The organism is Psychrobacter sp. H8-1 (genome assembly GCF_904846575.1).
GTDB classification, from domain to species: Bacteria; Pseudomonadota; Gammaproteobacteria; order Pseudomonadales; family Moraxellaceae; genus Psychrobacter; species Psychrobacter fulvigenes.
Genome location: NZ_CAJHBG010000001.1, coordinates 433,970 through 456,975, shown reverse-complemented (window position 1 = coordinate 456,975; position 23,006 = coordinate 433,970). Strand labels below are relative to the sequence as shown.

Here is a 23,006-nt window from a genome sequence, read left to right as displayed (position 1 = left end):
ACTCGTACCGAATTATTACACACTGTATTACTGACATTGATGCACACGGGTTAATCACGTGTAGAGTCATTTTCTTATGCACATTAGGACTGTACAGCCAACGTCATCTATTATAAGTCAGTATTAGATAAGCTTTTACAAAACCATAATGCAGGTAGTAAAGCTGCTGATAAGATTAGCTAAGAAAAGCGCATTTATAACGCAGTTTTATCTACCTACACTTGCTACATGATGCTGATCTTGGGTTCAATACCTATTGTATGACTTCATTAAGACCTACTCACCAAAATCAACCGTTGGGGCAGTTGATATCGCTTCTTCATTATCTACATTGAAGTTTGGCTTGGTATCCATACCGAATACTTTTGCCGTGATATTGGTTGGGAATTGACGTACGGTGGTGTTGTAACCCTGTACTTCTTGGATATAACGATTACGTGCAACGGTAATGCGGTTTTCAGTGCCTTCTAGCTGCGCCTGCAAATCTTGGAACAAAGCATCAGACTTTAGCTCAGGATAGCGTTCAGAGACTGCCATCAAGCGTGATAACGCGCCGCCCATCTGCGCTTGTGCTTCTGCATAACGCTCCATCGCTTGTGGGTCATTGAGCACTTCTGGCGTTATGTTAATGCTACCTGCACGCGAGCGCGCTTCGGCCACTTGAGTGAATACTTCTTGTTCTTGATCCGCATACTGCTGCACAACTTTTACCAAGTTTGGTACCAAGTCCGAACGACGCTGATATTGGTTGACTACTTCTGACCAAGCTGCGGTTACTTGCTCGTCTTGCGCCTGTAAATTGTTATAGCCACAACCTGTCAAGCCGACTGTTGATGTTGCTAATACTGCTGATAGTAGCATGGGTTTTAAAATAGATTTACGCGTCATATGTGTTTCTCCTAATAAAAATAAATATCTCTAGGTAGTAAAAAATAATGAACTACTTATCCATATAGTGAGTCCTAAATAAAAAGAGTACAGCTTTTACAGCGTGCTACTGGTATAAATTTTATAGTGGATCGACTATACAAGGTTTTATATTTGCAATAGCATTTACCTCTAACCATGCTGCTAATAATGGCGTTATCGTAGTGGCTTTACAATTCACCGTTACCAAAACACAACCACTGAGCCAATTATGAGGCTCAAAAGGACTCATTTAACTTAACTTGCTAATACTTCCACATCTTATCATCGTTAGTGAGACTTTCTTGCATCGTAACCCTCGGTCGCCATTTTACACCATCTCATCGAAGAGCTGACTATGATTAGCTTTAGTCGAAAAATAGCCTATAACCACACATCTGTTTACTAACTTAAAAATAAATAAACTAAACACTCTATAATCATAAAAATCTCTAGTAATTGCTATGAAATTATGGCAAATTGCAGTTACGTAGCCGTATGATTTGCATACAATTAGTAGTGGACTTATCTTTTAGTTAGTATAGTCCCCTTATAGATTGGCAAACTTCCTTCTTAGTTTATAACTCTCTAGCGTGTAGGATGCTATAAGCTTCAAGGATTTTCGCTCAATCAGCACAACCAAAGCGGCTAATTTTAGTTTGAATGCTATCAGTATATTGATTGGTATTTAATTATAATAACCACCTGTTTTATCCGCTGGGCTATTTATTATTTACCTATTCTGATTGCGACATGTCATCATACCGTAATGACCAGAAAGGCAAAAGGAATTGCGACCGCAGCTAGATCTACATGAACGCTGGTAGCGTTGATGATCAGCCAAGCGGATAAACATAGACAACTACAATCTATCCTAAGTGCTTAAAATGATGTTGTTAGAGTGGATTGACTATATCGGTTTAGAAACCTGTCAATACTGAATATCAGCACTTTGAGATAGTTTGAGGAATAACAATATGGAAGGTTTAGTCAATTTAGCAAACTCAATTATCTGGAGTCCGGCACTGATCTATCTGTGCTTGGGTGCAGGTCTGTTTTATTCTATTATGACGCGCTTTGTACAAGTGCGCCTGTTCAAAGAGATGCTTAGACTGCTATTTAGAGGTAAGCCTGATAACGATGGTATCTCATCATTTCAGGCACTTGCCGTTTCACTAGCAGGACGCGTGGGAATGGGTAACATCGCAGGGGTCGCAGCTGCCATCGGTTTCGGTGGCCCAGGTGCGGTATTTTGGATGTGGGTTGTGGCATTCTTAGGTGCCTCTACCGCTTACGTCGAGTCCACACTCGGTCAGATTTATAAAGAGCGCGATGTCATCACTGGCGAATATCGCGGTGGCCCTGCTTATTATTTTGAGCGGGCACTTGGTCAAAAGTGGTATGGCATTTTATTTGCTATTGCTTCTATTATTGCGTGTGGTGTGTTCTTACCAGGCGTACAAGCAAACGGTGTGATAAACGCGGTCGCTCAGGTCGCTGGTGAAGGTTCAGTCATCAACTTAGCAGGCATGGACGTTGGTTCAACTCGTCTTTTCGCATTGGTCATTATCTTAGCTGTTTTAGGCTTTATCATTTTTGGTGGTATTAAGCGTATTGCGACCTTTACTGAATATGCCGTACCGTTTATGGCGTTGGGTTACATTTTACTTGCGCTACTTATCATGTTTACCAACTTCAGCATGATCCCACAAGTATTCGGTATGATCATCGGTGATGCCTTTACTGCACAAGCAGGCTTCGGTGCTGCAATCGGTTGGGGTGTCAAACGTGGTATTTACTCCAACGAAGCTGGTCAAGGTACAGGCCCTCACGCTGCTGCGGCAGCTGCTGTTGATCATCCAGCACAGCAAGGCTTGGTTCAGGCGTTCTCTGTCTATGTCGATACGCTTTTAGTTTGTTCTGCTACTGCCTTTATGATCTTATCTACAGGTATGTACAACATTCAGGGCACTCTGGCTGATGGTCAATTCATCGTCCAAAATGTAGCCGCTGATATCGAGATTAACTCACCATCATTCACCCAAATGGCGATGGAATCTGTATACGGTAATTTTGGTGATACCTTTATTGCTGTAGCCGTATTCTTCTTTGCCTTTACGACCATCTTAGCGTACTACTATATTGCTGAAGTGAATATCTCCTACCTCACCCGCTCTATGGGTAAGGGCGCGTCTAAAGTTGGTCTGTTTGTCGTAAAATTAGTCATCATGTTTATGGTTGCTTATGGTGCGCTTAATAGCTCAGGCTACATCTGGGGACTTGGCGATGTTGGCGTTGGCTTGATGGCATGGCTCAACATTGTTGGTATTATCATTATCTTCTTTGTAGCACGCCCAGCCATTGATATTTTACGTGACTATGAAGCACAGCTCAAAGCTGGTGGTGGTACGAGTTATAATAGATTCACGTTTGATCCTAAGAAGTTCGGCATCAAAAATGCCACTTATTGGGAAGAGCGTCATCTACAAGAGCAAGAAATGCTAAAGCGCGAAGCGCTAGATAAAGAGCCTAGAGTGTAATAGCACTTTGTTAAAAGCTCTGTATTACTAGCCTTCAGACAATAGTACTGAAATAAAATCAAGAAAAGCCCGTGACAGCTATCACGGGCTTTTTTGTGGTTTGCTATTTTTGCTTAGCTTCTAGTGTATGTCTAACTCCCATAACTTATGCATAAACCCTATCACCATATAGTTGTTTAGTCGTCTGTTAGTTGTCTGTTAAAAGCTAATCATCTGTTAATAGCTAATTGTTAAAAGCTCCCACACACAAATAAGCCCAGCGCTTAGGGCTGGGCTTATGAATTATATACGTTAAGTTAAATTAGTAGCGCTTATTTACTCTGGTAATAGGACAGCATCGATAACATGAACCACACCATTTGTCGCCATAATATCTGTGGCTGCGATGTTCGCAGTGCCACCGTTGGCAGCAGTAATGACATTGGCATCACTGATCATAAAGGCTTTACCGTTAACGGTCGTGATGTCAGTACCATAAGGAATATCTGCTGCTTTTACCACTGCATCAGGAACAACATGATACGTCAGTACGCTGGTGAGTAATTCTTTATCTGCTAAGAGCTCGTCTTGCGTGATACCTAGAGTTTCCAATAACTTAGCAAAAGCGTCATTGGTCGGAGCAAAGACCGTGAATTGACCATCAGAGGCTAGCGTCTGGTCAAGATCAGCGGCCTGCAAAGCTGCTACTAAGGTAGATAAGTCTTCATTGCCAGCCGCAAGTTCAGTGATATTTTGGTTAGCGATCACTTCAGCATTTGCCATATCAGTATCCGCCATAGGCTCAGCGTCAACCATAGGTTCTGCATCGACCATCGGCTCTGTCATCACTTCGGTCGTGGCTTCAGGCTCGACTGGCTCAGTCACTGTCTCGGTGTCATTACAAGCTGCTAATGAGACTGCTGCTGTAACAACGGCGATAGATAATAAATTCTTCTTTAACATAGGTATTTCCTTATATTGACTTGAACTAGCTGTGACTAAAAAGTATTTAAGATCACAGCCAGATGTGGGTTTTCAATCTGTTGGCTGTTAAGCTTTATTTTGGTAATAGCACTTTATCAATCACGTGTACCACGCCATTTGTCGCGGCAAGATCGGTTTTGACAATGTTAGCAATACGGCCATTTTCATCCATCAATGTACCTTGCGGAGTGACAGTCAATGTATCTTCGCTTAGCATCATGACATTGCCCGCCTGCACATTTTTAGCATATACTGGCATCTCGGCGCTGATCACGTGGTAGCCTAATATTTTGGTTAATAGCGGCTTGTTGGCAAACAGCTGCTCTTTACTCAAGTTAGTCTCTTGTAATACTTGTGCAAAGGCGGCGTTGGTTGGTGCAAAAATAGTGAAATTTGCATTAGGGTCAGAGAGCGCACCAGCGATACCTGCTGCTTGCACAGCTTCGACCAATAGCGAAAAGTCTGCATTACTCTGAGCAATCTGTACCACGTTCATCTCAGCGACAGGTTTACTCGTAGTTGATGCTACTTGAGCTGGTGCTGATTGAGTGGGAGTCGTCGCTTTAGTCGATGCATCTTTGTTTGGCATCATGTTATTACAAGCGCTTAGGCCAGCGATTGAAACTGCCAATGTGCCAATGGTTGCAAGTTTGGTAAACTTCATATTCATATCCTTGATAATGAAAGGTATATTGCTTTTAAGTAAGCAGATAAATGGGCTAATAAGTTTTTCGTCAGAACCCCTATGCACTTTTGAAAAACTAGGCTTCTTTAATCAGGTTTCTTTAATCAGGTTTTTTTATAAGACTATTAAAAAAGCAGCAATTAAAAAATGACTCTCAACCACTGCCTGTGATAATTGATTGACTACCAATAGCTAGCCATTTGTAAACAATGCTTATAAAAGAACAAATCTAGTAAAATCAAGTTAGCATATAAAAAAACTTTAACTATTTGCTTTTACGCGCTTTTTGTCACCAACTTGTAAGTTTTGTCAGTTTTATAAGTACAGTATCGTTTTTTAGAAACTTAATATAATTTCATTTATAATCAGCGAGTTAACGATAAAACCCAAGCCTAGCATAAGCATATCTAACGCAAGGTCGAGTATTGTGATAATAGAGTAGTGACAGAATACGTCACGCAAACAGTAGATTGATGTCTTGTTTGGTTATTGCCAAGCATGGATAGCGACATCACTCAGAGAGACGCAGTTTTCATGCTAGAATATTGCAGATTTGTGCCTCTATGTTTTTATCATTTTTATAACTTTTAGTATGGCTTTTAACGTTTTTCCTTTCATTCAATATTGATAATATAAGCAGTGTTCCCATGACGCAAAAGACGACTTCTCCAACCTCTCCTCAAGCTGTCGATGGCTTTGTCCTAACACCACCTGCTGTGTTCCCTTTTAAAGAACAGCAACTAAGCGCACGCGCCCGAATCGTTGAGCAAATGCAAAAGCGCATCCTTATGCTTGATGGCGCGATGGGTACGCATATTCAGAACTATAAGCTAGAAGAAGCGGACTATCGCGGCGAGCGCTTTGCCGATATTAGCCAAGACGTGCGTGGCAATAACGATTTGCTTGTGCTAACACAGCCGCACATGATTAAAGAGATTCACAGTGACCACCTAACGGCTGGTGCAGATATCATCGAGACCAATACCTTTAATGGCACGCGCCTATCGATGTCTGACTACGATATGGAATATCTGGTGCCAGAGCTGAACAAGACTGCGGCCAAGATTGCCCGCGAAGCTGCTGATGAATTTACTGCTAAGACCCCTGACAAGCCACGCTTCGTCGCTGGAGTCGTTGGCCCAACGTCTCGTACTTGCTCGCTATCCCCTGATGTCAATGACCCTGCCTTTCGTAACATTACTTTTGATGAGCTGGTGCTGAACTATCGTGAAGCGACGCTGGCGCTGATAGAAGGCGGTGTCGATATCATCTTGATTGAGACCATATTTGATACGCTTAATGCTAAAGCAGCGATATTTGCCATCACTGGCGTATTCGATGATATCGGCTTCGAATTACCGATTATGATTTCGGGTACAATTACCGATGCCTCAGGCCGTACGCTATCTGGTCAAACAGCTGAAGCGTTTTATAACTCGATTCGCCATGCCAAGCCGTTATCTGTTGGCTTCAACTGTGCGCTCGGTGCTGATGCGCTGCGCCCGCATATCCAAACGCTGTCTAATATCGCCAATACTTATGTTTCTGCGCATCCAAATGCGGGTCTGCCGAATGAGTTTGGTGAATACGATGAAACTGCCGAAGAAACCACTGCCCTGCTAGAAGGCTTTGCCAAAGCAGGTATCTTAAACATCGTCGGCGGCTGCTGCGGTACAACGCCTGAGCATATCCGCCAAATCGCCAACATGGTGGCAAACTACCCACCGCGCGAGATTCCTGAAATAGCACCTGCTTGTCGTCTGTCTGGGCTTGAGCCATTTAACATCACTTCTGATAGCTTATTCGTCAACGTCGGTGAGCGTACCAACGTCACTGGCTCGAAGAAATTCTTACGGTTGATTAAAACCGAAGCCTATACCGAAGCACTCGATGTCGCCCGTGATCAGGTTGAGGGCGGCGCACAAATCGTCGATATCAACATGGATGAGGGCATGCTCGACTCCAAGCAAGCGATGATTCATTTCGTCAACTTGGTCTCTGGTGAGCCTGATATTAGCCGTGTACCCTTGATGCTAGACTCATCTAAATGGGACATCATCGAAGAAGGCCTGAAGCGTACGCAAGGTAAATGTGTCGTCAACTCTATCTCCTTAAAAGAAGGCTACGATGAGTTCGTCGAACATGCCAAGCTCTGTATGCGCTACGGTGCCGCAGTCATCGTTATGGCCTTTGATGAAGACGGACAAGCAGACACCTTTGAGCGCAAAATCCAGATCTGTCAGCGCAGCTATGACGTACTGGTCAACGAAGTTGGCTTCCCGTCTGAGGATATCATCTTTGACCCCAACGTTTTTGCGGTCGCTACAGGTATCACTGAGCACAATAACTACGGCGCTGACTTTATCAATGCCACGCGCTGGATCACTGAAAACCTACCCAATGCGATGGTATCGGGCGGCGTATCTAACGTCTCGTTTAGCTTCCGTGGTAATCCGATTCGTGAAGCCATCAACTCGGTATTCCTCTATCATGCGATTCAAAATGGCCTGACGATGGGTATCGTCAACCCTGCCATGCTGGAGATATATGACGACATCCCGAAAGAAGCACGCGATGCAATCGAAGATGTGATGCTCAATCGCAACCAAGGCGAGACGGGGCAAGACGCGACCGAACGCTTGATGACCGTCGCTGAGAGTTTCCAAGGAGATGGGAAGAAAAAAGACAGCACTGTCGATATGAGCTGGCGCGAAGGCACGGTCGAAGAGCGCATCGCTCATGCACTGGTAAAAGGTATCACCACCTTTATCGAAGCGGATACCAAAGAAGCATGGGAGAAATACCCGAAACCACTAGAGGTCATCGAAGGGCCACTGATGGACGGCATGAACATCGTCGGTGATTTATTTGGCGCGGGTAAAATGTTCTTACCGCAAGTAGTGAAGTCTGCACGTGTGATGAAGCAATCGGTGGCCTGGCTAAACCCATACATCGAAGCGGAAAAAGTCGAGGGTGAGGTCAAAGGTAAAATCCTCATGGCGACTGTCAAAGGCGACGTCCATGACATCGGTAAAAATATCGTCGGTGTGGTACTCGGCTGTAATGGCTATGACATCGTCGACTTGGGCGTAATGGTTCCCTGTGAAAAAATCCTCGATACTGCTATTGCTGAAAAGGTCGATATCATTGGTTTATCTGGTTTGATTACCCCAAGCCTTGATGAGATGGTCTATGTCGCCAAGCAAATGCAAGAGCGCGGCATGAACCTGCCATTGATGATCGGCGGAGCAACGACCTCTAAAGCCCATACGGCTGTCAAAGTAGAACCACAATATCAAAACAGTGGCGTTATCTATGTAGCGGATGCCTCACGTTCGGTGGGCGTAGTGACTAAGCTGCTCTCGAAAGAGCACCGTCAAGGCTTGATTGATGAAACCCGCGAAGAGTACATAACAGTCCGTGAGCGTCTCGCCAAACGCCAACCAAAAGCGGCAAAGCTGTCTTATGCCGAATCTATCAAGCTCGGCTTTAAGGATGACTGGGAAAATTATGTACCGCCTGTACCTAACACCCTAGGCCAAGTGATATTTGACGATTATCCAATTACCAACCTACTGCCTTATATCGACTGGACACCCTTCTTTATCTCTTGGGGTCTGGCAGGTAAATATCCGAAAATCTTGCAAGACGATGTGGTTGGCGAAGCCGCACGTGATTTGTTTGATAATGCAGAAGACATGCTGCAAAAGATGATTGATGAAAAGTTAATCGTTGCCAAGGGTGTGTTTAAACTGATGCCAGCCAAGCGCACTAGCGCAGATACGGTCACTGTCTATGATAATGATCCCGCTAATGATGGCAAACCGACTTATCAGTTTGAGCATTTGCGTCAACAGTCGGATAAAGCCAGTGGCAAGCCGAACTTTAGCTTGGCGGATTTTATCTCGCCATCAGATAGCCATACTGACTATCTTGGCGGCTTTACCGTCTCTATAGCGGGTACAGAAGCGCTCGCTGAAAAGTACAAAGAGGCAGGCGATGATTATAACGCCATTATGGTACAGGCTTTGTCTGACCGCTTAGCCGAAGCCTTTGCCGAGCATCTGCATGAGCTGATTCGTAAAGACTATTGGGGCTATCAGGCTGATGAGACCCTCACCAATGAAGACCTCATCAAAGAAAAATATGTCGGTATTCGTCCTGCACCGGGCTACCCTGCCTGTCCTGAGCATACGGAAAAAGGCAAACTGTTTGACTGGCTCGGTACGGTTGAGGCTATCGGTACGAGATTGACGGAAAGCTATGCAATGTGGCCTGCGTCCTCGGTCAGTGGCTTTTATTACTCGCATCCTGATAGTGAATACTTTAACGTTGGTAAAATCAGTACTGATCAGTTAGAGAGCTATGCTGAGCGTAAAGGCTGGGACATGAAGACTGCTGAGAAGTGGTTAAATCCGAATTTGTAGACCGCTACAAAATCTCTATTGGCAGACTTTATTTGTCGCAGGTATTGCACAGCATTAGACAATGAAGTCTGCTAATATGATCCTATATCCTTAAATAGAGATAAGGGGTAAGCAGATGCAAAAAATTACGTTAACGCTCGATGAAGAGGTTCAAGCCATTATTTATGAGATGGCGCAGGCTGAAAACTTACCACCCAGTCTTTGGTTAAGCCAATTCGTTGAGCGTCAGGTTAAACAGCATCAAGACTGGTCGCCAGAAGTCAAAGCACTGGCTGGCAGCTGGACGGACTTTCCGAGTTTGGATGAGATTCGGGGTGCTCAAGGGGATGATGCCGAGCGTGAGCCTTTATGAGCTATGTTTTAGATACCAATACGCTGATTTACTTTTTCAAAGGTGCGGGGCAAGTTGCCTCGCATCTTTATGCCTGTGACCCGTATGAGATTATTATTCCTACTATTGTTCTCTACGAGCTAAACGTCGGAATCCAAAAATCTACTCATCCTGCTAAACGTCTGGCTCAATTATCTACCCTATTAGAGCAAGTTCAAATCTTATCGTTTGGTCGCAGAGAGGCAGAAGTGGCAGCACAGATTCGAGCAACACTTGAGCGTCAGGGCAAACCTATCGGTCCTTATGACATTCAAGTTGCAGGTTGTGCGCTTGCTAACAATGCCACTTTAGTAACGCATAATACAAAAGAGTTTGAACGTGTAGAGGGTTTACAAATTGTTGACTGGTTTTAGTTTTATTACTCGCATCCGGATAGCGAATACTTCAACGTCGGTAAAATCGACCGCGACCAGTTGGAGGATTATGCTGCCTGTAAGGATTTGAATATCAAAATAGATAAGAATTGATTGAATCTGAATATATAGATTTAATGCTGTTTATACAAAAGTTTACTTCTAGTAGGAAGTTCTATTTTTTATTAGTCCTAGTACGTATGGGAAACAATGTCATTGTTGATAATAAGTTAGAGCTGACCCTCAAGTTTCTTTTCTAACTTAGCTTGAGTTTGAAATACGAACTTTGGTATCTTTTGATTTAATTGTTTTACATATTGAGCTTTGCCTTTAAGAGAGTAATACTCATCCTTGAGTTGAGCATAAGATGCATCATCTATATGAATATCGATACCTTCACATAACTGCCTTAGCTCCATATAAAAGCTATTCTTAACGTCTGAAGTTTTTTTAAGAGCTATACCTGTGACAACTGGAATTTCGTTTGAAGTAAATCGTTTAGTTTTGCTTTCTTTAATTTCATAACCATGACGCTCTAAAATCTTACTCATTACGTTGTAGTGACTTTTATTTACAGACTTTCCTGATATCGTTATATCATCAGCATAAACCGTAAATTTCTGCTCAAACATTTCACATTGTAGCTTCATTTCATCGAACATATCTAAATTTACCAAATTACATAGATAGACACTAATCTGACTGCCTGTAGGTAGTGAGCCATTAAGAGTACATAATTTTGACAAGAGGTACGCTATATCTTGCTCGCACTGTAATTTATGTCTAAAGAATACTCTTATTGATTCACTACTTATATTTGAATAATAAGACTTAATATCAAAGGTCATCAGTTGCTTTGAGTGTAAATGAACTTCGGCATTACTAATATGGGAGTGTCCTTTTTTTGAATAGTGGACATACTCAGGTGTTTCAATTCTTGATAATAAGTTAGCTATTCGATTGTGTACACGATACATCAGTTTTTTAGGTTCTTGGATTGGACGTCCATCTTTGTTGATATAACAATTATAAAAATCGCTATTTTCATAACTCTCAACCAATAAACTTAGCTCTTCTTCAGTTATTTTAAGAATTGAGCAGAGTTTTTTCAAGCTTGTAACTTTATATAGCCTACATTGGTTCAAAGAGTAAATTTTATTAGCCTTTACCTTCTTTTTGCTCATTTTTAATACTCCAGTCCAACAACTTTAAAATAAAGCCTGCTGATTTTATTCTAAAGCTCTTAGATATTTTACCTTCACTTTCTAGTTGCTCTGAGAAATACAAGAGAGAAGAGACAGGTATATCAAAGATAACTGCATAATTCTGTAAAAGCTCAATGCTTGGAGACTTTTTGCCACTTTCGATTTCAGAAAGATAAGAGTTAGAAATGTTAAGTTGTTGAGAAAGCTCATTTTGCTTCATATTGTGAAACAAACGGATTTTTTTTAATGCATTATTAAGCATGATTAGACTCCATAACAAAACTGTTAAGGACAACGCCTAAGGGCTACTCATCAAAGAATTTTTCAATAAATTTAAAAATATTGAGGATACTTGATATAACCTTAAAAGCTTCTAATAACCAAAAAGGAAATCTTTTAGACCATTTTTTACTTTTCTTAGGCGGGTGCTGATTATCAGTTGATTCTTTCATAACGTTTTCTCCTAGTCGATACTAGTGGAATTACTAGTATCCTCATCGCAACTAGAAAAATAGACTTAATCAGCGGTCAATCCTTACAGGTGCTTGCTTGCTCTCATTGCAAGCAAGCACCATACCGAACCATTGTAATACGTCGAGTCGAGAACGCATGAGCCCAGTAGGAGGTAGAGAAAACTAATTCTCCGCAGGTAAAATTTTACCTAATATTCATGATGAGTTATTCGTCTGTACATCAACTAACATTCAAGATTATACAATTAAGAGAAAGGTTAATCAATATTTATTTCGCTTATAGCGAAATAAATATTAGCAAATAGCGAATTTTACTATTTAAGTACATATAGTATTAAGTTAGAAATCTACGTGCTATGGCTGTCCTTGTATAATATATAGCTGAGCTAAAGCATAAATGTTGTAAGGTGTGCTTCATGCACCTTTGACAGTGACAATTTATAAATTGGTGCGTGGAACGTACCCTACGCCAAATTTTGCAGTGCATATGCTATTTGAAGGTTTGGTTTTTTGTAGGTTGGTGTCGAGGCACGAGACCCAACAATTTATGAACCAAAAATGTTGGGGGTCGCAAGCTCCGCCCAACCTACCCGAACCTTTTTTATAGAAAAATTCATTTATTATTGGTGGTGTTCTAAAAAGTATGCTGGCATCAGACGTAGCCATAATTGACATAAAAGAACACCAGATCGAATACTTTAAAGTGATTATCAAGCTTTTTTGAGAAGCAACAAGTCTTTCTAACCGCCCGACGCAATCGGTGTCTAAGACGACAGTTATTGCCTTCAATCCCTATCGTATGCTGTTTACCAATTCGTTTGTTATCACTTTTAAAGGCGGTTATAAAACTGTCCCAGTTGTCCATACTGATAGAGCCATAGCTGACTGTAAGCTGCTTTAAACGTGCTCTTAACTTCTTAGCCGTTTTTAGGTCACGTTTGCCCCAGACATAAGCGACAATCTCATTAGTAGCACGGTCATAAGCGTAGATGAGCCACACTTTACGTTTCTTGCGATATACGTAAGTCCAGAACTCATCAACCTCTAAGCGTTCATAGTAGCGCTTCTAGGTACAATCTTGTAAATGGATGAGCCTATGGTGCTAAGCACTTTTCCAATACTAACCTTGGCTATAACTGCTATGTCTCTAACACCACAACCTCGGACAGTCATCAGTCGTATGATGTCTTCTATTCTAGAGTGACAGCCGTTATAGGTTATCGCATGATCGCCAATAAATTGGCGTTTACAGTCCTTACATTGATAGTTCTGCTTACCATAGCTTTTTATACCATTTTTCTTTAGACTAAGACTGTGACAGTCGGGGCAATTGATCTGTATTTGTGTCTTCATAACCTCAAATATATCATCTTGCTTCGGCTGTCACCCTCCTTTATTCCCTCAGCATACTTTTTAGAACACCACCTTATTATTTAATGGTTGCCTTGGGGTGCGGTTTAGCCCTGATTGCAGCGGTTATCCTGCTTGGCTGGGCGAGTTGCAATGGCTTGGTTTGGGGTGGCGCGCGGAGCAGGCGACGCACCAAACCTTAGCCAATGCCTCGCCTAGACCAGCAGATATGAGCGAAAAGCAGGATTGGCTGCTTATTATTCTTTAGGTTTTGGATAAGCTATAATCATTCTAACAGCACCGCCTCCTCTACTTTTTGAGCCTGCCTCAATAAGAAATGTGGCGGTCTTCTTTTGTCTTGATTTTGCTTAGGTCGCGTAGAGTTGGTCACTCACCATTTAAATTTAGCATAATATAAAACTGTGGCACCTTGTCCACATTCTCTAAGAGAATTTGACAAGTCTAACGCCACCCTACCTCAAGTTGTTAATCCAAGATAGCAGGCGTCGCCTCGCCCCAATAGTGATAACCCACGATATTGACGCTGTGAGTGAATCCTTGCTGACCCGCTACCTCAAAACCCGCCTGTGCTATCAGCTTTTCGATATTCCTATCCAGATGACAGCCGCCCGCTATCGGCTTCCATGCTGGGGTGATGAGCTGTTGGATTTTGCGCGCCCATTTGGGCTGCGGCGCTAAGCCATGCTCGGCATAATATAGGGTGCCAGTCGGTTTTAGCACGCGTCTCATCTCCGTCAATGCTTGGATAGGATTAGGGATAGAGCATAGGGTAAAGGTCATGACGACACTGTCAACGCTATTGTCCTCAAGGGGTAGAGTCTCGGCGGATAGCGGCTGCGAGATAAAGTTGATGCCTGCGCTAGCAAAACGCTTGGCTGCCAATGAATGCAGGTGCGGGTCGACGCCTATCACTTTTTTGACGGTTTGTGAGTTATAAAATCCAGCATTAAGCCCGCTGCCAACACCGACTTCTAACACTATGCCGCGAGCTTTTGGGACGACAAGCGCTCTTTGCTCGCTCACAACGTCTAATGCACAGGCTTTGTCGATTAAGACAGGCAGGACTTTATTATTGTAGATGCTTTTGAGACTGGGCAATTTGAAAGACGGCTTTGAGGTCGGCTTTGATTTCATGGCGGTCTCGGTAAGGTTGGTTGCTTTTTATGTTTGAGACTTCACTGTTCACATTAGTACGCTATATGCCTCTGATACTTCTTAGCCTTAATTAAACTCTGCAAATCAATGAGTAGAAGCGCTCAGAGTTACTATGACAATTTTGTACTCTATAGAGTCTATCCTACATCATAGCCTGATCCGTTAATATATTTTGCCTTATTATTTATTAAAAAAACTCTTATTTTTATTAGCCCACCTTAAAAATTTTTGATATATTTATGTATAAGAATATATTAAGCAAAGCTAATACTTCACAGTATTAACTTTATAATATCTTATTTTGAATCTAGGGAGGTTTATCGGCAAATACTGGTAGAAATTGAGATTTTCCATTTTTCATTCAAGGAGAGAAAGAAAATGAAATCATTCAAATTAGCATTACTGACCATTACTACCGCGCTGTTTTTACAAGGATGTGGCGATGATAACGATGGCTCATCACCCACATCACAACCTGATCAGTCAGATATCGACACCAATATCGTTGGCTTTTGGAGTGAAGATGGCATCAATGACAACCTATCAGCCATATCTTTTATGAGTGATGGAACCTATGTACAGGTTCAAGTTAACAATGAATCACTAGTAGAGGATCCAGATGGCGGCCTCGAATGGGGAACGTATAGTATTGATAAGAAGACAGGCAAATTAACCACAACGCAACTGTTTGATAAAAATGGTGATATGGGTCTGTCAGGAGGTCTTAATTACGTTGCTCACGTCGTGAATGGCAAGCTTATACTCGAAGTCGATGAAAACGAAAACGGCACTATTGATAGCAATGAACAATTTGCGTTTTCAGAAATAAAATCTAATGGCATTATAGGGTCTTGGAGTTTGGATGATACCGATGATGACGAGTTGATTGGCGTAGCATTCCTAGATGATAGTACCTATGTTCATGTGCAAGTCGATGCAGACCTTTCAACAACTAACCCTGAAAACGGACTTGAATGGGGCACTTATGCCATCAACCCATCCACCAATCAACTCACAACCGATCAAATCTTTGATAGTAATAGTGGCAAAGGGCTGTCAGAGCCGGCCACCCGTTATGCAAGCGTGACTAATGATGAGCAACTCATTCTTGATGTCGATGACGATTCATTTACTTTTTTAAGAAGTGCGGTTCGCAGCGAAATAGATCCTCAGATGCTATCAGGACTGTGGCGGATGGCTCAAGGAAATGAAGAGCTGGTGACCTTGTCTTTCTTAGATGATGGTACTTATGTACAAACACAAGTGACTGGTCCTACCTCCTCAAGAGGCGAGAATAATGGTATTGAGTGGGGTAAATACTCCCTAAAAGCCAATAACGAACTCAAAATTGATGAAGTAGTTTATGATGACAATGGCACATCTGGCTTATCAGATGATGTATTCAGAACGCTGCAAATTTCTGGTAATACATTAACGCTAGGTGTCGATGAAAACGACAATGACGTCATAGAGAGCGACGAATTGTATATGTTCTCAAAAGCCAAGTCTGAAAACGAATTAGGCATCTGGAAAGCACGAGTTGGTGAACTTGATGATGAGCTGGTTATCTTTGGTTTCTTAGGGGATCAAACCTTTTTTCATATCGAGGTAGATCAAGAGTTGCCTTATGAGTACGGTACTGTTCCACTTGCCGGTATGGACTGGAATACTTATACGCTAAGTAATAATGGTCTATTTACCCTCGGTCAGTCATTGTATAGTAGTACTGGCGGTGACGATTTATCATTTTATTATCAGATGAATATCAAGGTTGAAGGTGATAAGCTCACTTTCATCGGCTACGAAGATCAGGATGAAGTACAGAACAATGACGGCGAAGATGTCATTTTTGATCGTCAATAATAATTAAAAAATACTACAACATAAAATTCAGCTTATTCATTGATGGGCTGAATTTTTTATTCTCTAACTATTCGATTTTTGCTTTCACCCGCCGACAGCGCTCTGAACAATAAATCACTTGCTCCCAATCTTTTTCCCATTTCTTACGCCATGTGAAGGGTCGCTGGCATACGGGGCAAATCTTCTCAGGTAAGTTTGGTTTTTTGTGTGCCATGGTTATTTCATCTCACTTCTGATGTTCTAAACCCTCATACTTTTTGACTCGTCGACACTGATCTGAGCAATACACCATGCTATCCCAGTTTTTATCCAGCTTTTTGCTCCAGCTAAACTCGCGCGCACAGACGGGGCATTCTTTTTTGCGTACATTTTTCTTTTTGTGCGCCATTGTTTTCCTTATCGTACTATATATTTACCAATTGGGGTGTGGAACGCGCCCTGTGCCTGCTTGTCACTATGACGCTACTCATGATCATCGAAGATTTTATTGAGCCTGTTTAAGCTATTGACGATGAGCTTGCCCGATTGGTCGGTACTGGTATCAAGGGCGAGCTTTTCATCCATGCGTATGGTCAGCGGCTCTAGCGCTTGCTTGAGAGCATTTGCCATGAGCGCGGTTTGCTCAGTGAGCTCGCTGTCAGATGTATGATCTTCAGCGCTGTTGGACAAGCTTTCCGCCATTTGCTGTGCCAACTGTTCAACCGCGCTGACCAATTGCACCATGAGAGACTTTTGTATGTCTTGGTTTTGCTTGAGGTACTCGCTTTCCGTCTTGTGATCGTGCTTATAGATTTGCGTGAGTTGATTGATGCTCTTCTCAAAGCCATTATCGATACTGTCGCTGACGACTTTGGCATTATCTACAAAACCCGTGATAAAGCTGTCGGCGAGCAGTTTTTGGGATTCAATCTGCGCGTCTCGTTTGGCTTGCTCTGCTGATTCATTTAAACGTGCCAGTTGCTCAGGATCGTTTTGGTTAAGGTATTTATCAAACTGACTGCTGATGGCATTGAAGCCGCTGGCTAGGTCAACAAGCTGCGCGACGATACGTGCGCCAGTGTCGCCATCTTCCCCGCCCATGGCTTTGTTACGCAAAAAATCAGCTTTGATTTCCTCCCAGCGTGCTTTTTCATCTTCTGTTAGTACGCCGCGCATCTCGCCAAGCTTAAGTAAGTTACTCTCTGCACCTGAGGTCAGTAGCTGCGACTCGCCGAGATAGTGATCGTCTATCAGCTGGTTAAGCTCCTCTTTATTCATGACCGCTGAGAGCTTTTCGGTCATCTTATTCATATTACGGTAACTACCCTGCAGCTTAAATATTGGCTCGACGCGATATTTATCATCTTGCGAGGCGGAAGCAATGTAGGCTTGGTTGACGTCAAGGATGACTTCTTGCACGGTGAACATATGGCGCAAGATGGCGATAATCTCGTTAATCTCTGAAGTGCTATAAGGATAAGTCAAATCGCTTGCTTGCGCGAGATTTTCGCTATTGGAACCGACGGCTTTTGCTATTCTAATCAGACGATGGACGTCACTCAAATCACGGTTGGCAAGCGGTGCTAGCACAGCATTGGAGGTTAACGAGTTTTCGATATAGCTGAGCGCAAAGACGTCTTCCATCCCACTCATGATATCGCCCAAATTGTAGATGTCGGCACGGTTGGCGAGCATGTCAGGGACTTTGAAGGCTTCGCCGCTTTCGGTGTACGGGTTACCCGCCATGACCACGCAGAACTTCTTGCCGCGCATGTCATAGGTTTTGGTTTTGCCTTGCCAGACGCCATCGACACGGCGCGTACCATCACCAAGTGAGATAAACTTCTGTAAAAATTCGGCATGAGTATGCTGGATATCATCCAGATAGAGCATGACGTTATTGCCCATCTCAAAGGCTAGGTTAATTTTATTCAGCTCTTCTCGTGCGGTAGCGTTGGGCGCTTTTTCGGGGTCTAAAGAGGTGACGTCATGACCGAGGGAAGGACAATTAATCTTCATAAAGATGAGGCCGAGACGGTTTGCCACATACTCCATCAAGGTGGTTTTACCGTAACCTGGTGGCGATATCATCATCAGGATACCCATCAGATCGGTACGTTTATCTTCGCCGACCGTGCCCATTTGCTTAGCAAGGTTGTCACCGATGAGCGGCAGATAGCTCTCATTAATCAGACGGTTACGCACAAAGGAAGACAGTGGACGCGGCATAAATTCGTCGAGTCGCAGCGCCTCGCGGGCGTCATGCAAAATCTCGGAGCGCATAGCCAGATAGCGTCTATAAGCGGGTATGACTTGAGTGTCGTGATGGTGCAAACGGCTCAAAAAGTCATCAACGGCAAAGGTTAAGGCTTGCTGATGAATGCGGGGATGCTCGCCTAGTAAACGACTCACTTGTATCTCAAGCGAGACTTTACCCGTGCTACGTTCAAAGTCTGCCACTTGATTGAGTGGATTATTGAGACTGGTCAGCGAGGTAGTGGCTGAGAATGACAAAGTAGACGGCGTGCCAGTGGCGCTCTTATCGAAGCTGACACCTGAGTCAATAAGACGTTGCACCAAGGCTTCACGTTGCCCATCATCTAATTGGGTGAGTAAGACTGCAATGGCCTCGGGCACGTAGTGGCGGCCAATCTGCAATTGCTGTTTACGTAAGGCGGACTTTTCCTGAATTTCAGCAAGCTGTTCTTCACTGAGTGGTTTGCCTTCACTATCAGTACTATCTAATGGCTTATTGATTGTTTCGCTATCGCCATAGGTCTTATCCAATAGCGCATGAAACCACGTTGCCAATAGCTCATAGGCTGATTTGGGCTGCAAGGTCAGCTTGCCGATTGAAGATTGTAATTGCTCAAAACTGGCAGCGTTCTGCGTAGTGCCTGACGAACTAGTTAGCGCTTGCATCAGCTGCTCGCACAACTGCTGCGCTTGCTGACTGGTTTGCCATTCTATATCGGTACTTATGCCAGTACTTACGCTTGCATTTGGGCTACTCGCCTGCCCCATCACGCTGACCAAGTATTCACTGGCAAGCTGAACGTAGCTTTGTTTAAAGATATTGGCGTTGTGAATGTCGCTAGTGTCTAAATTCAGATCTGAGTTGGAGTTTGATTCTGAAACTAAATCTGACTTCTTATTAGAATTGTGCTCGAGGCTAATATTGTCATTGCTAAAACTATCATCATTATAAGCAAAGACAAAGTTATGCATAACCTCCGTCATATCTTCAACCAGCAAGGCTTTGGCGGTATCACTACCTAAGCTACGACGCAATTGCTCGGCGGTAACGGCTCTATCCGACCAGTTACTCACTCGCGTTAGTACGGACTCATTTAACCAGTTATCGTAACCAAATTGACGTAACCCATTTAAACCAAGCGCTTTTACTAGGCTTAATTGCCAATAGAAAATTTGTGCCAAGGCGCGAACTTGCGGAGTATAAATGAGCAAGCCAGCTTCGCGCAGTGTCGGCAATATCTTCATTAGCAAAAGTGTCGCATCATGGTCATGAATACCTTTTTCAAACCCAAGCTGATAGCGCGGGGTAGCGTAAGTTTTGACCAGTTTGGCAAGGGCACTGTTGTCATCGATGTCGCTATTGCTATCAATAGTGCTGCTTATGGTGCTAACAGTCTCATCATAAGCTTGATATAGGCGCGCTTCGGTTAGGCCATCTTGGCTGTTTTTGGCGCTCTCGATAATGCTATAAGCCAAGTATTCGGCGCGGTAAACGTTGTCGGACTCTGAGGCGATGTTCATATCCCAGTACGGGCGCAGGGCGTTTAATTCGGCATTATCCAATACTTCATAATAATCTGTGCCCGTTAGATGTAGATTAAGGACGCGTTTGCCGTCTGTCTGCCCGCGACTTAGTAAGGTCAAATCCAACGGCTGAGTATTGACCGAAAATCGATGGCGGCCTAACTTAATAATCTGACCGCCCTCTTCAAACAAGTCCGACTTGTCTTTTAGGCTCTTGTAACTCTCAATTTGAATGGCTTTTAGACGCGCATCGATATCATCTGCTTTGACACTAAAGCCTAGTGCTTGCAGCTCTTTGGCGATGCTACGCACTTTTTGTACCAGGCCATCTGAGGCAAAGTAAGTATTTAAAGCCTCTTGCTCGCTAAAACCCGTGACACCTGTGCTTTGGGTACGCCTTTTGATGCTCTCTAGCATCCGTAGTGCGCCATCACCTAAGTTTTGCGCCTTGCGGTTACGCGCATCGAGCAATTGCTGTTTATGATTTTCAAAAACCTCATAAATCTCTTCGCGTTTGCTGATAATGTCCGATAAAAACTGATCGCCGCCACTAGTTTCAGGGTCAGCAAACTGGCTTTCAAGCTCTTCTAACTGTACCAGTAGCTTTGCCATTTGCTCATCTGACTTCTCAGGCGTATTGGCAATAGATAAGGCATTGGCAATGGATTGACCAAACAGTCTAAACTGCGCACCAAACTGTGCGACCGCTTCGGCTGACCCTAAGTTTTTGCGTTTATGATTGAGCTTGGCTTTGCTTTGGTTCAGATTTGAATAAATGGTGGAGATATCATCGATAATTTGCGTGCGTACCGTGGCATCGGCGACATCCAATGTGCCTAGCAGCTCAGTTAATAAGTCCAGCCCTTGTGCGGTCTCATCGATTTGCTCAAGTACCGGTTTTAGCTCGCTATTGGTTTCGGCGGTTTCTAGTCGTTCGCTGACATCGGCCAAAATGCCATCGTAACTTGCTAGCGCTTCGTCGGCGCTCAGATACACCACCGTTTGCTCGGCAAGCTCGCTCTCGGCTTCTTCTAACTGGGTTTGTAGCGCCTCTAATTTTTCGCTATCTAAATAACGCAAATCCTCCAAGCTCACCAAATGACCTTTTTGTCGTCTTAACGCCGATAGCTGATCCACATAGTCACTGGCAGACTCAAAAGTGGTGACTCGTATCTGCCGTAAGATTTCATTTTGCTGGGCTTCGGCATCGGCTATAGCCGTTTGGGTTTGCTTTTGAATACTTTGTACTTTGGCAAACTCATCAATGACCAACTCAGCAGTAGCCGTCACTTCTTTAATGCTACCAGCAATCTCAGTCAGTTCAGGCTCAGACAGCCAATAATAGCTATCAAACAGGCGGCTGGTATTGTCGGCTAATTCTTCATAGAGCTTTTGCGACACGCTTTGATTATCAATCAAGCGAGTGATGCTATAGAGGTCTGAGATGCCGCGCACCAATTCCTTATTGCCAATTTTGCCATAGAAGCTCGTACTTTCAGGCAATTCATTCACATATTCTGGAGAGGCATAAGGGGTATGCCATATCTGCATCGGGTGAATGCGTGACGGCTCACTTTGAGCGCTGAACAGTACTAAGCGGCCGTTCTCAGCCAACGCCATACCATTACAGTAAATGGGATTTGCCAACTGCTTTTTGATAAGGTTATAGGCAAAGAGGCCGGTGACGCCTAAGTCTCTGTCATAAAACAAAAACAGCACATCTTCACCATTTGGCGAGACGATCCGGCGTTTAAACTTTAAGTTCTTTTTATTGCCGTTGCTTGTACTAGTATTGGCATCGCCATTGTTAGCATCGAACAGCTTATACTCGCCCGTTTGTAAGTAATAACCTCCTGGGAAAATAATGCCGTGATCTTCAGGCAGCTGCACGCACGACTGCCCGATAGCATCCAGTCGCAGCACTTCTTCCGTCAAGGTGTTGTAAACAAAGTAACGATGGCTGTCTTCACGATACGGCAATACCTTTAGCAAGATTAAGCTACCAACTTTGGCATAAGCAATATCAGCATCGGTCAGAGACTGCGTGCTGTCACTGACAGGCTCGCTATAGATTCCTAGCCCTGACTCAGTATTATCTTCTATCTTAATGGTCAAACTACCGCCTACCGTCTCCACAAACACCGTATCTAAGATGTTCATATGCGGATATTTGCCGTTGATCATCTGCTCACGTGTGGTCTCAGTCCACTCAAAATCGTAGGCTGGTGGTAGCTCGATATCGCGCTCACCGCGATTGTCTACATAGACGACTTGGGCAGACTCTGGGGTGCCTTCGCTAAAATCTAAGGCGAAACGAAACACCCGAATATCAGTGATACGCTCACCAATCTGAAACGCCAACAGCAGTTTGCTGTCTTTAACGGTCAGCTGAATCAGCCGTGTTTGCTTGTAATATCTATACAGCTCATCAAAGTCTTGTACAAAACCCTGTTGATCTAAAAAGGTACCTGCCAGATCTATTTCTTCTAACTGATAGTCTTGCTCAGCGTTGCCCTCGCCGCTCTTATCATCAGGGTCAGCAGACTCTATCAAACGATATAACGACAGCACATCTTTGATACTGCTCGCACGCTTAAGACCCATAAACACGTTGTAGCCAAACAATAGATAGTCGCCGACCTGCACCATATCCTGCGCCACACAGTTGTGTTCGGTACGAATACGGGTACGCGCAATGACCTGCATCTGAGTGCTGCCAAACTCTTCTAGACGCGCATTATTAAGAGTAGCGGTCTGCGCTTGTAGACGGCTGCCTTGTTCGCTAAGACGTCTCTTGATGAGCTCATAGGCATTACCAGAAGCCACCGCCTGATCGGTTTGTTCAGCTTGATGCGCTTGGCCATTATTATCTAGGCTATTTGGATTATTTGAATTTTGCGTATCCGCCATCGTTG

The 23,006-nt window shown here is 43.6% G+C and carries 16 protein-coding genes and 2 pseudogenes; 7 read left to right on the top strand and 11 right to left on the bottom strand.

Annotation, left to right across the window (positions count from 1 at the left end; translation table 11 throughout):
• Window positions 1-276: 276 nt before the first annotated feature.
• The gene (locus JMY01_RS01915; RefSeq protein WP_201573990.1) at window positions 277-888 is read right to left on the bottom strand and encodes a LemA family protein; all 612 of its coding nucleotides are present in this window, start codon (window positions 886-888) and stop codon (window positions 277-279) included.
• A gap of 995 nt (window positions 889-1,883) precedes the next feature.
• On the opposite strand from JMY01_RS01915, the gene JMY01_RS01910 reads away from it, so the two are divergent.
• Window positions 1,884-3,446 (top strand): sodium:alanine symporter family protein, encoded by a 1,563-nt coding sequence (locus tag JMY01_RS01910; RefSeq protein ID WP_201573989.1) that lies wholly within the window; start codon window positions 1,884-1,886, stop codon window positions 3,444-3,446.
• A gap of 315 nt (window positions 3,447-3,761) precedes the next feature.
• Here JMY01_RS01910 and JMY01_RS01905 read toward each other — a convergent pair whose 3' ends face one another.
• A complete protein-coding gene (locus tag JMY01_RS01905) occupies window positions 3,762-4,388 on the bottom strand; it encodes a fasciclin domain-containing protein (RefSeq protein ID WP_201573988.1) in 627 nt (208 codons plus the stop codon).
• Between the two features lie 94 nt (window positions 4,389-4,482).
• The gene (locus tag JMY01_RS01900; RefSeq protein ID WP_201573987.1) at window positions 4,483-5,073 is read right to left on the bottom strand and encodes a fasciclin domain-containing protein; all 591 of its coding nucleotides are present in this window, start codon (window positions 5,071-5,073) and stop codon (window positions 4,483-4,485) included.
• A gap of 668 nt (window positions 5,074-5,741) precedes the next feature.
• Here JMY01_RS01900 and metH point away from each other — a divergent pair.
• The 4 genes and pseudogenes from metH to JMY01_RS14400 form a co-directional block, all read left to right on the top strand.
• Window positions 5,742-9,521: a methionine synthase gene (gene metH, locus JMY01_RS01895; RefSeq protein ID WP_201573986.1), complete on the top strand. Its 3,780-nt coding sequence runs from the start codon at window positions 5,742-5,744 to the stop codon at window positions 9,519-9,521.
• Between the two features lie 115 nt (window positions 9,522-9,636).
• A complete protein-coding gene (locus JMY01_RS01890) occupies window positions 9,637-9,873 on the top strand; it encodes a hypothetical protein (RefSeq protein ID WP_201573985.1) in 237 nt (78 codons plus the stop codon).
• A complete protein-coding gene (locus JMY01_RS01885) occupies window positions 9,870-10,265 on the top strand; it encodes a type II toxin-antitoxin system VapC family toxin (protein WP_201573984.1) in 396 nt (131 codons plus the stop codon). The genes JMY01_RS01890 and JMY01_RS01885 overlap by 4 nt, the downstream gene beginning before the upstream one ends.
• Window positions 10,266-10,379 (top strand): annotated as a pseudogene (locus JMY01_RS14400) (vitamin B12 dependent-methionine synthase activation domain-containing protein); the annotation flags it as partial.
• A gap of 116 nt (window positions 10,380-10,495) precedes the next feature.
• Here JMY01_RS14400 and JMY01_RS01875 read toward each other — a convergent pair.
• From JMY01_RS01875 to JMY01_RS01860, 4 genes and pseudogenes are all read right to left on the bottom strand, one after another.
• Window positions 10,496-11,449, bottom strand: a complete 954-nt coding sequence (locus JMY01_RS01875) for a reverse transcriptase family protein (protein ID WP_201573983.1) — start codon at window positions 11,447-11,449, stop codon at window positions 10,496-10,498.
• Window positions 11,424-11,732, bottom strand: a complete 309-nt coding sequence (locus JMY01_RS01870) for a helix-turn-helix domain-containing protein (RefSeq protein ID WP_201573982.1) — start codon at window positions 11,730-11,732, stop codon at window positions 11,424-11,426. Before JMY01_RS01870 ends, JMY01_RS01875 begins: the two co-directional genes overlap by 26 nt.
• A 43-nt stretch (window positions 11,733-11,775) precedes the next feature.
• Window positions 11,776-11,922, bottom strand: a complete 147-nt coding sequence (locus JMY01_RS01865) for a hypothetical protein (RefSeq protein ID WP_201573981.1) — start codon at window positions 11,920-11,922, stop codon at window positions 11,776-11,778.
• A gap of 673 nt (window positions 11,923-12,595) precedes the next feature.
• Window positions 12,596-13,296, bottom strand: a pseudogene (locus tag JMY01_RS01860) (IS1 family transposase).
• A 97-nt stretch (window positions 13,297-13,393) separates the two neighbouring features.
• On the opposite strand from JMY01_RS01860, the gene JMY01_RS01855 reads away from it, so the two are divergent.
• The gene (locus JMY01_RS01855; protein ID WP_201573980.1) at window positions 13,394-13,561 is read left to right on the top strand and encodes a hypothetical protein; all 168 of its coding nucleotides are present in this window, start codon (window positions 13,394-13,396) and stop codon (window positions 13,559-13,561) included.
• 218 nt (window positions 13,562-13,779) lie between these two features.
• Here the strand turns inward: JMY01_RS01855 and JMY01_RS01850 are convergent, their stop codons facing one another.
• A complete protein-coding gene (locus tag JMY01_RS01850) occupies window positions 13,780-14,448 on the bottom strand; it encodes a class I SAM-dependent methyltransferase (RefSeq protein WP_201573979.1) in 669 nt (222 codons plus the stop codon).
• 399 nt (window positions 14,449-14,847) lie between these two features.
• On the opposite strand from JMY01_RS01850, the gene JMY01_RS01845 reads away from it, so the two are divergent.
• Window positions 14,848-16,332 carry a hypothetical protein gene (locus JMY01_RS01845; protein WP_201573978.1) on the top strand — a complete coding sequence of 495 codons (1,485 nt, stop codon included), beginning with the start codon at window positions 14,848-14,850 and terminating at the stop codon, window positions 16,330-16,332.
• Between the two features lie 67 nt (window positions 16,333-16,399).
• On the opposite strand, the gene JMY01_RS01840 is transcribed toward JMY01_RS01845, so the two are convergent.
• From JMY01_RS01840 to JMY01_RS01830, 3 genes are all read right to left on the bottom strand, one after another.
• Window positions 16,400-16,546: a DUF2256 domain-containing protein gene (locus JMY01_RS01840; protein ID WP_201573977.1), complete on the bottom strand. Its 147-nt coding sequence runs from the start codon at window positions 16,544-16,546 to the stop codon at window positions 16,400-16,402.
• A 12-nt stretch (window positions 16,547-16,558) separates the two neighbouring features.
• Window positions 16,559-16,720, bottom strand: coding sequence for a DUF2256 domain-containing protein (locus tag JMY01_RS01835; RefSeq protein WP_201573976.1), 162 nt, complete (start codon window positions 16,718-16,720; stop codon window positions 16,559-16,561).
• A gap of 74 nt (window positions 16,721-16,794) precedes the next feature.
• Window positions 16,795-23,001 carry a DNA repair ATPase gene (locus JMY01_RS01830; protein WP_201573975.1) on the bottom strand — a complete coding sequence of 2,069 codons (6,207 nt, stop codon included), beginning with the start codon at window positions 22,999-23,001 and terminating at the stop codon, window positions 16,795-16,797.
• Window positions 23,002-23,006: the final 5 nt, after the last annotated feature.